The organism is Propionibacterium ruminifibrarum (assembly GCF_900289195.1).
Lineage (GTDB): Bacteria > Actinomycetota > Actinomycetes > Propionibacteriales > Propionibacteriaceae > Propionibacterium > Propionibacterium ruminifibrarum.
Window position 1 is genome coordinate 376342 of record NZ_OMOH01000001.1, and the last position, 13117, is coordinate 389458.

Here is a 13117-nt window from a genome sequence, read left to right on the forward strand (position 1 = left end):
TAATGGAATCCTGAGGTCTCCCTCAAGTATTTTCCATGGACAGGCCTTGCCTTATTGCAGCGCACCGTGCGGGTCATCCTGCGATGGTCTGCGCTGCTGCGTACGCTTGTGCCCATGAGTTCACCGGGCACTGGCGACGTGACGACCGCCCCCTATGGATCATGGACCTCCCCCATCGGACTGGACGACGTCCTGGCCGCGGGCGTCACGGTGCGTGAACTCGGGGGCGACGGCGACAACGCGTACTGGCTCGAGTCCCGCCCGGACGAGGACTCCCGCATGACCCTGGTGCGCCTCGACGGCGACACGGTCACCGAGCTGACGTCGGCGCCGACCAGCGTGCGGGCACGGGTCAACGAGTACGGCGGCGGGTCCTGGGCCGCCGCCGACGGCGTCGTCGTGTGGACCGATGCGACGTCGGGGCGGGTGTTCGGTCTCGTCGACGGTCACGACCCGGCGCCGCTGACACCGGCGGACTGCCCCATGCGGTTCGCCGCCTTCGCGCCCTGCGCTGCCTTCGGCGCGGTCCTGGCCGTCCGTGAGGACCACACCGACCCTGGGCACGTCACCACGACCCTCGTCGCCCTGCCCTGGCCCGGTGCGGAACCGGGTGAGGGCGTGGTCCTGGCCTCGGGGCACGACTTCTACGCCGATCCCGCCGTGCGCTCCGACGGCGCCTGCGCCTGGATCTGCTGGGACCAGCCGGCCATGCCGTGGGATGCCGCCCGGCTGGTCGTCGCCCGGCTCGACAGGGACGACGAGGGCGGGCTGCGTCTGACCGGTGAGCAGGTCCTCGTCGACGGGTTCAGCGAGGAGCCGGCGGAGGGCACCGCGGTGCAGCACCCGAGCTGGGCGCCTGACGGGTCGCTGCTGTTCATGAGTGATGCGAGCGGCTACTGGAACCTGCAGCGCTGGACGGGCGACCGGCGCCGTGCCCCTCAGCCGGTGTTCACCGAGGCCCACGACGCCGACCTGCCCGTCTGGCAGCTGGCGCGCAGCGCCTACGCCGTCCACGAGGGGCAGGTCTGGTTCGCGCTCTACGTCGACGGCGCCGCACAGCTCGCCCGGTGTCCCCTGACCGGCGGACCGGTTGAACGGCTCGCCCAGGTCGCCGACCTCGAGCAGATCACCGCAACCGGCGGGCGCGTCCTCGCGCTCGTCCACCGGGTCGACGCGCCACCGGCCATCGTCGACGTGGCAGCCGGGCTGGGGGTCGTCCACTGCCCCGGCACCACGCCCGATCCCGCACTGACCAGCGTGGGCGTGTCCCACGTCGTCGAGGAGAACCGCCACGGCCGGTTCCAGTGCTTCTACTGGGCGCCGCGGAACCCGGCCTGGCGGGCCCCGGCCGGCACGCTGCCGCCGCTCATCATCACCGTCCACGGCGGCCCGACGGGCATGGCGGTCAACGACTACTCGATCGCGACACAGTTCTGGACCAGCCGTGGTTTCGCCGTCATGGCGGTCAACTATTCCGGTTCGGCCGGCTTCGGACGCGCCTTCCGGGAACGCCTGCGCGGCCAGTGGGGCATCGTCGACGTTGATGACTGCGTCGACGCCGCCCGGTACGCCATGAGCGCCGCCCTGGGTGACATGGAGCAGATCGTCATCACGGGCGGCAGCGCCGGCGGGTTCACCGTGCTGCGCGCCCTCGAACGGTCGGCGCTGTTCTCGGCGGGGGTCTCCCGCTACGGGGTCGCCGACCTGGTCGCCCTGCAGGCGGACACCCACAAGTTCGAGGCCCGCTACAACGACGGCCTGCTGGGGCCGTGGCCGCAGGCACGGGCGGTGTACGAGGACCGTTCCCCCATCAACCATCTCGACGAGCTCGACACGCCGATGCTCATCTTCCAGGGCACCGACGACCCGATCGTCCCGCCGAACCAGTCGCGGGCGCTGGCCGAGGCGATCGGTTCTCGGGGACTGCCGGTGGCGTTGGTGACCTTCGCCGGCGAGGGGCATGGTTTCCGACTGCCGGCCACGAACCGTCGGGTCCTGGAGTGCCAGCTGAGCTTCTACGCCCAGCTGTTCGGCTTCCAGCCCGCCGACGACGTCGAGGCACTGCGGATCGAGAACCTCGACGCCTGGTGACCTCGACGGATCAGGGGGCGGGCCGGGGGCCGAACAGGGCGGTGCCGATGCGCACCGTCGTGGCGCCGTGGGCGATGGCCAGCGGGAAGTCGCCACTCATGCCCATCGACAACTCGCACCAGGTCGAGCCCAGCATCGCCTGTCCGCGCAGCCGGTCGCGCAGGTCGACGAGCGCGTCGAAGCAGGCCGCGACGCGTTGCTCGTCGGGGCTGTTCACGGCCACCGTCATGAGGCCCTTCACGTCGAGGGTCTCGTAGTCGGCGAGGGCCTCGCAGAAACCGAAGGCCTCGTCGAGCGCGACGCCGTGCTTGGCGGGCTCACCCGATGTGTTGACCTCGACGAGCACGTCGAGGGTGCGGCCCAGTTCGGTGAGCCTGCGGTCGAGCCTGGCGGCCAGTCTGAGGGAGTCGAGCCCTTGGAACTCGGTGATGAGGGGAACCACGGTGTTGACCTTGTTGGTCTGCAGATGGCCGATGAGGGTGAAGTCGATGCCCTCGTCGGGTGCGATCTGCCCGGTCTTGGCGACGATCTCCTGCACGCGGTTCTCCCCGAAGGCACGCCGCCCGGCGTCCCCGCTCGCCTCGGCCAGTGCGGCGTGGACGGCGCGGATCTCCTGGACGGTGTGCAGCTTGCTAACCGGCATGAGCCGCACCTCGTCACGGTCGCGCCCGGCCGCCTCGCAGGCCGCGCCGATGCGATCCCAGACCCGACGAACGCGTTCCCGGACCGCATCCTCGCCCTCGTCCACCGAACTCACCTCAGTCATCCGTCATCATGGCCACCGTGCAGCCAAGGATATGACGCCCGCCGAGGCGAGGACGGCGAAGATCAGCGCGATCCCCGCGAACCGTGCCGTGATCTCGTGGTACTCCTCCACGTAGCCGATCTGGTGCGAGATGGTCTCGTACACGGCCTGCAGGCTGCTCAGCGAGTCGGCCGAGTACTTCTTACCCCCCGAGGCCTTGGCGACCTCGGACAGCTCCGCGTGATCGACGGCCACCGACTGGCGCCGGCCGTTCTCGTAGACGTAGCCGCCGGAGGTCCCGTAGGCGATCGTGTAGACCGGCACGTCCTGGTTCTTCGCCTCGGTGGCGGCCTCGGTGGAGGAACGGCCCATGTTGGTGGCGCCGTCGGAGAGCAGGACGATCGCGCCGGGCGCCGTCTCGTCCGGGTGGTCCGGGTCCTCGGGCGCCAGCTTGAGGGCGTCGAGGGCCGTGTAGATGCTCTCGCCGATGGCCGTCGACGGGGCCAGTTCGAGGGCGTCGATCGCGTTGTTGAGCGCCGACCGGTCGGTCGTGGGCGGCATCTTGATGTCGGCGGTGGCGGCGAAGGCGACGAGGGCCACGTTGAAGCTCTCGGGCAGGGAGTCGACGAACTCCTTGGCGCCCTCCTTCGCCGCGTCGAGCCTCGTCGGACTCACGTCGGTGGCCATCATCGAGCGCGACACGTCGATCACGACGACGACGGTGGCTCGGTCGCGCGGCACCCGCGTCATGGCCTGCGGCTGGGCGTAGGCGATGACGAGCGCCACCAGTGACATGATCGCTGCGCCGACGGCGACGTGACGCTTGATCTTCGTGTCCTTCGGCAGGATCGAGGACAGCAGACTGTTCGCGGCCTCGCCCGAGCTGCGGCGGATCAGCAGCAGCGCGTAGAGCACCGCGACGATCGCTGGGACGACGAGCCACCACAGCCGCTGCGGGCTCATGAAGCTGAGCATCACGACCATCACGACCACCTCACGGCCATGCCCACGGCGCCGAAGGCCGCGACGACACCGAACATGAGCGAGACGAGCACCCACTGGGCGGTCACCTCGGTCTTCTGCGTCTCGTAGCCCATGTCGGAGCTGAGGTCCTTGTAGACGTCGTTGAGTTCGCCTGCGCTGGACGCGTCGAGCGCCTTGCCGCCGGTGGTGGAGGCGATCTGTGCGAGCAGATTCGTGTCCGGGGCGACGTTGTAGCGTTCGCCGTCCAGGTCGACGTAGCCGTTCTGGGTGCCGAAGGCGATCGTGTAGATCGGGACGGAGGCGTCGGCGGCCTGCTGCGCCGCGGCCAGTGGGTCGCCGCCGGAGGTCTCCGAACCGTCCGAGAGCAGCACCATGAGGCCGGGGGCCTGGGTGCCGTCGTCACTGACGGGGGCCTGCTGGAGTGCGGCCAGTCCGTCGGTGATCGAGTCGGCGATGGCTGTGCCGTCCTGGAGGGTCAGCGAGTTGATCGCCTGGGTGAGCACCCCCCTGTCGACGGTCGGCGGCACGAGTGTGTTCGGGTGCCCCGACAGGGTCACGAGGGAGACGTTGTAGGCGGCCGGCAGGCTCGACACGAAACTCACGGCGGAACTCTTCTCCGCCTCGAACCGGCTCGGGGAGATGTCGGTGGCCATCATCGACTGGGAGACGTCGAGCACCAGCACGATGGTCGCCCGCTCACGGGGCACCCGGGTGTCCCCGACCGGCGTGGCCCAGGCGCCGGTGATCGTCGCCAGCGAGCAGAGGGTCAGGGCCACGCAGACGTGGCGGTGCCACTGGCGTTGGCGGGGCACGACGGCGCCGACGATGCCGGTGTTGGTGTACCTGATGCCCCGGTTCTTCGAGAACTGCATGACGATGATGTAGGCGATGAGGAGCGCCGGGATGATGAGCAGCGCCCACAGCCGCCCCGGCTGGGAGAAGTCCCACAGCAGCACGTGCGTCGTCGTCACGTTGCGCCCCCTGCCCTCTGCGGCTGTGAGATCACCGCCGCGGTCCGGCGGTAGGTCAGCACGAAGCGGGCGATGTCGGACACCCAGTCCCGGTCGGTGCGCAGCACGACGTGTCCCGCGCCGGCGCGGCGGATCGCTGCGGCGGTGCGTTCGCGCTGTGCCCTCGTCGCCGCGTCGACCGCCCGGCGGGCCCTGGCGTCGCCCGTGTTGATGAAACGTGAGAAGTCCGACTCCGGGTCGCGCACGAGCACCTCGCCGAGGTTCGGGAACTCGACCTCGGCGGCGTCGATGACCTCGACGCAGATGACCTGGTTGCGCACCCCGAGGCGACGCAGCGGGCGTTCCCAGGCGGGCGGGCGGGTGTGGCTGATCTCTGAGTCGCCGGCGGTGAGGAAGTCCGAGACGACGACGCGCAGGCCGCGGCGCTGCTGGGTACGGACCATGGCCTCGATGCCCTCGGCCAGGTCGTACTCGCCCTTGGGCCGGTCCGTCTCGATCGGGTCCTCGAGCATCTTCCTGAGCAGAGCGTACAGGGCGTTGCGCCCCGAACGAGCCGGCATGCGGGTCACGCCGTCGCCGTGCAGCATCATGCCGCCGAACCGGTCACCCATCTTCTGCGAGACGAACCCGAAGGTGGCCACCGCGGCGATGCCCAGGTCTCGTTTGGTGACGGCGCCGGTGCCCCAGTTCATCGACGGGGTGGCGTCGAGCAGCGCCCAGACCTCGAGTTCACGGTCGGCGATGGTGTCGCGCACGTGCGGCACGGTGGTCCGCGCGGTGACGGCCCAGTCCATGCGGCGCACGTCGTCCTGGCCGGGGACGTACTGGCGTGCGTCGTTCAGGTCCGAACCCGGCCCCGGCATCAATCCCAGGTGGTCGCCCTGAAGGTAGCCGTCGAGCCGGCGGACGATCGTCAGCTCCAGGCGCCGCAGGGCGGCCTCGGGCGCCAGGTGCCGTAGTGACAGGGTCGGGCCGCCTGGTTCCCTGACGACCGAGAGCACTGCTGCGCTCTGCCGCGAGGGCGCCTGGGCGCCCGGCTGCGGCGGCAGGAACTGTGGTGCGGATGAGGCCACTGCTCAGCGGCCTCCCGGGACGACGGCCTGCTTGTTGTTCCAGACCGGGGTGGGTGCGGGCACCATCGCGAGGATGCGCTCGACGACCTGACCGGCGCTGACGTTGTCGGCGATGGCGTCGAAGCTCAGCACGATGCGGTGGGACATGACGTCGGGGGCGATCGCCTGGACATCAGTGGGCAGCACGTAGTCGCGCCCGTGGATGAGGGCGACGGCCCGGGCGGCGGAGACCAGCCCCAGGGTGGCCCGCGAGGAGCAGCCGATGGAGATGACCTGCGCCAGGTCGGGCATGTTGAAGTCGGCCGGGTTGCGGGTGGCCAGGACCAGGCGGACGATGTACTCGGCCACGAGGTTGTGGACGAAGACGTTCGACGCCTGGTCCTGCAGCGACTTGGTGAGCTCGGGGTTGAGGATCTGGGTGGCCACCGGGGCCTTGACCGACATGCGGCGCAGGATCTCGAGTTCCTCGTTGCCCTTGGGATAGGGCACGTCGACCTTGAGCAGGAAGCGGTCCCGCTGCGCCTCGGGCAGCGGGTAGACGCCCTCGGACTCGACGGGGTTCTCGGTGGCGATGACGATGAAGGGGTCCTTCATGGGGTACGTCGTCCCGGCGATCGAGACCTGCTTCTCGGCCATGAGCTCGAGCATGGCGGCCTGCACCTTGGCCGGGGCCCGGTTGATCTCGTCAGCGAGGACGAAGTTGGTGAAGACCGGGCCGAGTTCGACGTCGAAGATCTCCCTGCTCGCCTGGTAGACGCGCGTACCGACGATGTCGGAGGGCACCAGGTCGGGGGTGAACTGCACGCGGGAGAAGGTGCCGCCGACGACGGTGGCGAAGGTGCGCACGGCCAGCGTCTTGGCGGTTCCGGGCACGCCTTCGAGCAGGATGTGTCCCCTGGCGAGCAGGCCGACCATGAGCTGCTCGACCATGTGCTCCTGGCCCACGATCACCTGCTGGACCTGGCTGATGGCTCGGCCGAGAAGCGTCGCCGTCTCTTCGGCGCTCGAGGGGGCCTGGGTCTGTTCACTCACGCGTCGTCTCCTGAAACAGTTCGCTACGGGGGTGCGGTGCACCTCGGGGCGTCGGGGGCCACCTTACCCCGCCCCATCTGGCCGCCTCGTCTTTTTCCCGGTCCGCACGACCCGTACCGCAACCTGAAAGGCGCGGCACCCACCGGGCGACCGCCGCCGCGGCGACGGCAACGCCGCTTCGATGCGCGGGCGTTTTGTGGTGAGATGGTGCGCGATGTCCGAGGACCAGTCAGCACCGGGTGAGCCCGTGAGCGCGCAGCAGACCACGGCGCCGATGAGCGTCGAGGCCTTCCCCCTGTTGCCCGCCGATCCGCCGAAGATCGGTGATTTCTGGATCGACGCGCGACTGACCGCCACCGAGGCCGGCGTCGCCTACCTGGCGCACGCCGACACCGAGCACCAGGTGATGCTGATCATCCTCGCGGCCGGCGCAGCCGGCGACGCGGCGGCCCGCGACCGACTGGCCGGCGAGGTCAACAAGATGAGCGCCGACACCGTCGTCGCCCGCGGCGGCCAGGATCAGGACGAGGGCCGCCTCGGCCATTTGTTCCGCAGCGAGGACGACGACCCGGTGGGGCCCGACCACGCGCCGCTGGCCCCCTGGGTCGCGCTCGTGTGGGACGGTTCGACGCACGCCCTCGCCGAGGCGGACAGGCTGCTGCGCAGCGTGGACCTGTCGGCCAGCCCGCAGCTGGGTACCAGCCGCGGCCCGGGCTTCTCGATCCCCTGGTCGTCCGACACGCGTCCCGGCGCCTGGCGGCTGTGGCCGCTGCCCTGGCCGGGGCGGCGCGACCGTGCCGGCTGGGTGCCGGTGCTGGCCAGCTGGCTGCTCATGATCCTCCTCGCGACGACCGCCCTGCTCATCACGGTGCTGCTGTTCCAGAACCAGCCGCCGGAGTCCCCGGACGCCCCGGTGACCGGTTCGGCCAGTTCCTCCTCCGAGTCGAGCGAGTCCGACTCGTCCGGGTCCGGTTCACCGAGCGAGTCCGACTCGTCCGCCTCCGGCTCGCCCAGCGAGTCCGACTCGTCCAGCTCCGGCTCGCCCAGCGAGTCCGATTCGTCCGCCGGCGCAGGCAGCTCCGACACCCCCGGCGATGACGGCTCACCAACGAAGACCCCGTCGATGAACGTCTCCGGTTCGGGCACTGCCACGTCGACCGACGAGCCCACCCAGCAGCAGACGAGACTGTAGTCATGACCGAGCGTTCCCCACGTGCCGCTGATGACCGGCCGGTCCGGGCGATAGCCACCGACCTGGACGGCACCTTCCTCAAGAGCGCCGGCGAACTGCACCCGCGCAGCGTCGGGGCGTTCCGCCGTGCCGCGCAGGCCGGTGTCGGCATCGTCTTCGCCACCGGCCGCCCGCCCCGCTGGGTCGACGTCCTCGACCCGCTTGCCGACATCGAACCGGTGGTCATCTCTACCAATGGCGCCGTCCTGTACGACCTGGCCCGCCGCCGGGTGCTCGACCACCACGACCTCGACGTCACCGACACCCTCGACTTCGCGGCGGAACTGGCGGCCCGCGTGCCCGACGTCTGCTTCGCCGTCGAGTACGTACACGCCGAGTGGGGCACCGACCCGCGGTACGAGACCCTGCTCGCCGAGGGACGTGTCCGCCCGGCGAGCATCGCCCCGCTGGACGAACTGCTCGGGATCGACGCCGCGGTGAAGGTGCTCGTCATCTCCCCCGGCACCAACACCGAGGCCCTGGCCGACACCGCACGGGACATCGCCGGTGACCGCATCACCGTGACCTTCTCGATGATGCGCGAGCAGGGCCTCATCGAGTGCAGCGCGCCGGGGGTCAGCAAGGCCGCGATGCTCACCGACGTGCTGGCCCGCATGGGCGTGGACCCCTCGGAGGCGATGGCCTTCGGCGACATGCCGAACGACGTCGACATGCTCGACCTGGTCGGACGCCCCTATGTCATGGCCAACGCGCACCTGAGCCTGCGGGACGGGCGCTACCCGATCGCCGGGGCGAACACCGAGGGCGCGGTCGGGGCGGTCGTCGAACGCGAGGTGCTCGACCGGCTCTGAGCGCTCGCCACGCCCCGGCCGGCCCGGCAGCGAACGCCCGGCACGGCGGCCTTCAGGTCCTGCCCCGTGGCACGATCATCGGCGTGCCGGTCACCGGGTCGTCGACGACGAGCACCTCCAGCCCGAAGACGTCCTCGACGGTCTGCGGCGTGACGACCTCGGCCGGGGCGCCCTGGGCGACGATGGCGCCGTCCCTCATCGCCACGAGGTGTGTCCCGTAGCGGGCGGCCTGGTTGAGGTCGTGGAGCACCGCCACCATCGTCCTGCCCTGCCGGTTGAGGCCGGCGAAGAGTTCGAGCAGATCGATCTGGTGGGCGATGTCGAGGTAGGTGGTGGGTTCGTCCAGGAGCAGCATGGGTGTCTCCTGGGCGAGGGCCATGGCCACCCAGACGCGCTGGCGCTGGCCTCCGGACAGCTCGTTGACGGCGCGATCGGCCAGTTCCGTGGTGCCGGTGGCGCGCATCGCCCCCTCGACCGCGGCACGGTCGGTGGCGCGCGTGTCACGCAGCAGCCGGCGGTGCGGGAACCTGCCCCGGGCCACCAGGTCGGCGACGGTGATGCCGTCCGGAGCGGTGGCGCCCTGCGGCAGCAGGCCGATGGTCTGGGCGGCGGTCCTCGGCGCGACCTGGCGCAGCGAGCGGCCGTCCAGCAGGACGGCGCCGGCCCGGGGCACGAGCAGCCGGGCCAGCGAGCGCAGCAGAGTCGACTTGCCGCAGCCGTTTGGCCCGACGATGACGGTGAACGAGCCGTCCGGGATGTCCAGGCTCAGCCCGCGGCAGATCTCGTGCCTGTCGTAGGCGAGGGTCAGGTCCTTGGCGCTCAGCCGGGAGCCGGCCGCCGGCGCCTCGGTCAGGTGTTCCGGGCGATGAGCATCCACAGCAGGTATCCCCCTCCGAAGACGATGGTGATGACGCCGGCCGGAACCACCACCGGCAGGGCGTACTGGGCGACGAGGTCGGCGGTGAGCAGGACGACCGAGCCGACGAGCGCCGTGTCGACCAGCGGCAGCCCGGCCCCGGCACGGAGCCGGCGGGCGATCTGCGGGCAGGCGAGCGACACGAAACCGATCGGCCCGCTCACCGCGGTGGCGGCGGCGATGAGGATCATGCCGACGACGATGAGGGCGAGCCGGCTGGCCTCCAGCCGCACGCCGTGGGCCGCGGCGGCGTCGTCACCGAGCTCGAGCTGGCGCAGGTGCGGCGTGAGCACGGCGAGACCGGCCGTGCCGGCCAGCAGCACGGCCAGTGCGGGCACCAGCGTGGACCATTCGATGAGATCGAGCGAGCCGGCACCCCAGATCGAGATCGTCATGGCCAGCTCGGTTCTCGTGCGCAGCAGGAGCCAGCTGTTGAAGGCGGTCAGCATGGCTGTGACACCGACGCCGACGATGATGAGCCGGTGACCCTGGATACCGCGCCGGTAGGCGAGCAGATAGACGCCGAGGGCCGTCACGACACCGCCGGCGAGCGCCCCCACCGTCGTCTCACCGGTCCCGGCGCCGAGTACCGCGACGGCGACGATGACGCCCGTGTAGGAGCCGGTGGTGAAACCGATGACGTCCGGTGAGCCGAGCGGGTTGTCGGTCAGCGACTGGAAGACTGCTCCGGACAGCGCCAGCGCGGCGCCGAAGCAGATCGCGGCCACGACGCGCGGTGCGCGCCAGTCGCGCACGATCGTCCCCGCGAAGCCGTCGCCGGTGACCAGGGCCCGCACGACCTGCGGCAGGCTCAGCGGGTAGTCCCCGAGCGAGAGGGCGGCCAGCCCGAGCAGGACGACCACGACGACCAGGCCGACCAGGACGCCGACCCCGCGAGCACGCCGGGCGTTCACAGCGCCACCGCCTTCGCCCGGCGCACCAGCCAGATGAGCACGGGCGCCCCGATGAACGATGTGGTGATGCCCACCGGCATCTCGCCGGGCCAGACCGCCACCCGGGCGACAACGTCGGCCGCGAGCATGAGCACGGGCCCGGCGACGATGCCGTAGGCGATGATCCAGCGGTAGTCGGGCCCGGTGAACCAGCGCACGATGTGCGGCACCATGAGGCCGACGAACATGATGGGCCCGGCCATGGCCGCGGCGCCGCCGGCGAGCGCCGCGATGGTGACGATGGCGGCGGCCCGGACCAGCACCAGATTGGCGCCGAGCGCGGTGGCGAGGTCGTCGCCCAGGGCCAGCGCGTTGAGCCGGCCCGACAGCCCGCAGGCCGCGACCAGCCCGGCGATGACCACCGGCGCGCAGGCCGCGACGACACCCATGTCGCGCTGTTCGAACGAGCCGGACTCCCAGGCGAGCATGGCCGTGAACCCGGCCGGATCGAGCAACTCGAGCGCCTTGACGACACCGGACAGGATGGCGCCGAAGGCCACTCCGACGAGGGTGAGGCGCGCCGGGTCCGCGGTGGATCCCGTGCCGTGCCCGACGAGCAGGACGATGCCGGTGGCGGCCAGGGCGCCCACGGCGGCGAAGGCCACCTGGCCGCCTGGCGAGCCCACCCCGCCGAGCGAGATGGCCAGGGCGACGGCGAACGAGGCGCCCGCGTTGATGCCGAGCACGCCGGGTTCGGCGACGGGATTGCGGGTGATGGCCTGGATCAGGGCCCCGGCGGCCCCCAGCCCGGCCCCGACGAGCAGCCCGAGCAGGGTGCGCACCAAGCGCAGGCCGGCGATGTTCACCACGTCGGGCGCCACGTCCCGGCCGGAGTCCAGCCCCAGGTAGGCGGACAGTCCCGCGCCGATGTCGTCCGGGGCGATGGGCTGCGAGCCGATGAGGAAACTGGCCAGGATCATCGCCACGAGGGCGACGAGCCCCGCCGCCAGACCGGTGATCCTTCGTGCGGGGGCACTCGCCCGGTGGCCCCCCGCGGGGGCGCGGCGCAGCGTCGTCTCCACCCGGTCGCTCCTCTCCTGCGCCTGACACCTCCGACGCCTGCGCCCAGGGGTGTCGAACCTCCCAACCGTACAGAATCCTACAAAGGACAGCCTTGGCTTTACATCCGGCCGCAATGCATCAAGGATTGAGGGGCCGGACGGGCCGACGCGGTCAGACCGTCCGGGTCCGAACCGCACGCACCCGGCGGGCGCACGGCCAAGCCCGGGTACCGATCACTCGAACGAAGGAACCCCATGAAACACTTCCGCGTCCTCGCTGCGGTGATGGTGCTGCTCACAGGCCTCCTCACCGCCTGCAGCGGCACGTCATCCTCCGACTCCCAGTCCTCCGGCCAGTCGTCGGCGGGCTCCTTCCCCGCGACCGTCCAGACCCATTTCGGCGATGTGACGATCGAGTCCACCCCGCAACGCATCGTCGCCCTCGGCTGGGGCGACGCCGAGACGGTCCTGTCCCTCGGGTACGAGCCGGTCGGCGCCTCCGACTGGCTCGCCTTCGGCGGCGACGGCGTAGGCCCCTGGGCCAGCGGCCAGTACACGACCAGCCCCACCATCCTGGGCACCACCGAGCTGTCCTACGAGCAGGTCGCCGCGCTCGAACCCGACCTGATCCTGGACGTCAAGAGTTCCGGCGACCAGGACCGGTACGACCGGCTCTCCCAGATCGCCACCACCGTCGGCGTCCCCGATGCCGACTCGCTCAACTACCTGACGAGCACCGAGAAGCAGCTGTCGACCATCGCGGCGGCCCTCGGCGTGCCCGAGAAGGGCCGGCAGCTGCAGTCCGAGCTCGACCAGGCCATCGGTGACGCCGCGAACGCCGACTGGCAGGGCAAGACCGTGTCGGTGGCCGCCCTCACCAGCACCGGCTGGGGCGCCTACATCGACGGCGACACCCGTCTGGGGCTGCTCGAGCAGCTCGGTTTCACGCAGAACCCGGCCATCGCCGCGATGCCCACCGCCAGCACCGGCTTCTCCGTGGAGCTGTCGACGGAACAGCTGGGCTCCCTGGACGCCGACCTGATCGTCGCCTTCCCGATCTACGTCGAGACCAGCCGGCTCACCGGTGACGCCGCGTGGCAGGCGATCCCGGCCGTGCGGGACGGCCGTGCCGTGGTCGTAGACGGCGACCTGTCCAGCGCCTTCTCCCTCGGCACCGTCGGCTCGATCGAGTACGCGCTGGAGAACCTGACCCCCAGGATCAGCGAGGCGCTCGCCTCCTGACGGTGCCGGGTCATCAGGGGGCTTCCGCGCAACCATGGCGGGCGCGCGGAGGCCCCTGACGGCGGG

The 13117-nt window shown here is 71.0% G+C and carries 11 protein-coding genes and 1 pseudogene; 4 read left to right on the plus strand and 8 right to left on the minus strand.

Going from position 1 to position 13117, the window contains the following annotated elements; all coding sequences use genetic code 11:
- Positions 1 to 114: 114 nt before the first annotated feature.
- Positions 115 to 2091 carry a S9 family peptidase gene (locus tag PROPJV5_RS01665; protein ID WP_147385313.1) on the plus strand — a complete coding sequence of 659 codons (1977 nt, stop codon included), beginning with the start codon at positions 115 to 117 and terminating at the stop codon, positions 2089 to 2091.
- A gap of 10 nt (positions 2092 to 2101) precedes the next feature.
- On the opposite strand, the gene PROPJV5_RS01670 is transcribed toward PROPJV5_RS01665, so the two are convergent.
- The 5 genes and pseudogenes from PROPJV5_RS01670 to PROPJV5_RS01690 all read right to left on the minus strand — a co-directional run.
- On the minus strand, positions 2102 to 2857 hold the full coding sequence (locus PROPJV5_RS01670; protein WP_119714585.1) for a YggS family pyridoxal phosphate-dependent enzyme: 756 nt from the start codon (positions 2855 to 2857) through the stop codon (positions 2102 to 2104).
- A 6-nt stretch (positions 2858 to 2863) separates the two neighbouring features.
- Positions 2864 to 3820 (minus strand): VWA domain-containing protein, encoded by a 957-nt coding sequence (locus PROPJV5_RS01675; RefSeq protein ID WP_119714675.1) that lies wholly within the window; start codon positions 3818 to 3820, stop codon positions 2864 to 2866.
- Positions 3820 to 4791 carry a VWA domain-containing protein gene (locus PROPJV5_RS01680; RefSeq protein WP_239018346.1) on the minus strand — a complete coding sequence of 324 codons (972 nt, stop codon included), beginning with the start codon at positions 4789 to 4791 and terminating at the stop codon, positions 3820 to 3822. Before PROPJV5_RS01680 ends, PROPJV5_RS01675 begins: the two co-directional genes overlap by 1 nt.
- Entirely contained in the window at positions 4788 to 5840 is a 1053-nt protein-coding gene (locus PROPJV5_RS01685) for a DUF58 domain-containing protein (RefSeq protein ID WP_420812707.1), read from the minus strand. The genes PROPJV5_RS01680 and PROPJV5_RS01685 overlap by 4 nt, the downstream gene beginning before the upstream one ends.
- Before the next feature lie 51 nt (positions 5841 to 5891).
- Positions 5892 to 6938 (minus strand): annotated as a pseudogene (locus PROPJV5_RS01690) (AAA family ATPase); the annotation flags it as partial.
- 172 nt (positions 6939 to 7110) lie between these two features.
- On the opposite strand from PROPJV5_RS01690, the gene PROPJV5_RS01695 reads away from it, so the two are divergent.
- Both PROPJV5_RS01695 and PROPJV5_RS01700 read left to right on the plus strand, forming a co-directional pair.
- Positions 7111 to 8088, plus strand: a complete 978-nt coding sequence (locus PROPJV5_RS01695; RefSeq protein WP_420812705.1) for a hypothetical protein — start codon at positions 7111 to 7113, stop codon at positions 8086 to 8088.
- Positions 8089 to 8090: 2 nt separating this feature from the next.
- Positions 8091 to 8939, plus strand: coding sequence for an HAD hydrolase family protein (locus tag PROPJV5_RS01700; RefSeq protein WP_119714588.1), 849 nt, complete (start codon positions 8091 to 8093; stop codon positions 8937 to 8939).
- Positions 8940 to 8991: 52 nt separating this feature from the next.
- Here PROPJV5_RS01700 and PROPJV5_RS01705 read toward each other — a convergent pair whose 3' ends face one another.
- The 3 genes from PROPJV5_RS01705 to PROPJV5_RS01715 are packed head-to-tail and all read right to left on the minus strand — an operon-like array spanning position 8992 to position 11830.
- Positions 8992 to 9816, minus strand: coding sequence for an ABC transporter ATP-binding protein (locus tag PROPJV5_RS01705; protein WP_239018348.1), 825 nt, complete (start codon positions 9814 to 9816; stop codon positions 8992 to 8994).
- A complete protein-coding gene (locus PROPJV5_RS01710) occupies positions 9789 to 10769 on the minus strand; it encodes a FecCD family ABC transporter permease (protein ID WP_239018349.1) in 981 nt (326 codons plus the stop codon). The genes PROPJV5_RS01705 and PROPJV5_RS01710 overlap by 28 nt, the downstream gene beginning before the upstream one ends.
- Positions 10766 to 11830 carry an iron chelate uptake ABC transporter family permease subunit gene (locus PROPJV5_RS01715; protein WP_220474289.1) on the minus strand — a complete coding sequence of 355 codons (1065 nt, stop codon included), beginning with the start codon at positions 11828 to 11830 and terminating at the stop codon, positions 10766 to 10768. Before PROPJV5_RS01715 ends, PROPJV5_RS01710 begins: the two co-directional genes overlap by 4 nt.
- A 234-nt stretch (positions 11831 to 12064) precedes the next feature.
- On the opposite strand from PROPJV5_RS01715, the gene PROPJV5_RS01720 reads away from it, so the two are divergent.
- On the plus strand, positions 12065 to 13051 hold the full coding sequence (locus PROPJV5_RS01720) for an iron-siderophore ABC transporter substrate-binding protein (RefSeq protein ID WP_119714590.1): 987 nt from the start codon (positions 12065 to 12067) through the stop codon (positions 13049 to 13051).
- The last annotated feature ends 66 nt before the right edge of the window (positions 13052 to 13117 follow it).

Bases quoted from the DNA above. Each gene is read 5' to 3' on its own strand.
- PROPJV5_RS01700 (WP_119714588.1), top strand. From the start codon at position 8,091: ATGACCGAGCGTTCCCCACGTGCCGCTGATGACCGGCCGGTCCGGGCG.
- PROPJV5_RS01695 (WP_420812705.1), top strand. From the start codon at position 7,111: ATGTCCGAGGACCAGTCAGCACCGGGTGAGCCCGTGAGCGCGCAGCAG.
- PROPJV5_RS01720 (WP_119714590.1), top strand. From the start codon at position 12,065: ATGAAACACTTCCGCGTCCTCGCTGCGGTGATGGTGCTGCTCACAGGC.
- PROPJV5_RS01675 (WP_119714675.1), bottom strand. From the start codon at position 3,820: ATGGTCGTGATGCTCAGCTTCATGAGCCCGCAGCGGCTGTGGTGGCTC.
- PROPJV5_RS01670 (WP_119714585.1), bottom strand. From the start codon at position 2,857: ATGACTGAGGTGAGTTCGGTGGACGAGGGCGAGGATGCGGTCCGGGAA.
- PROPJV5_RS01665 (WP_147385313.1), top strand. From the start codon at position 115: ATGAGTTCACCGGGCACTGGCGACGTGACGACCGCCCCCTATGGATCA.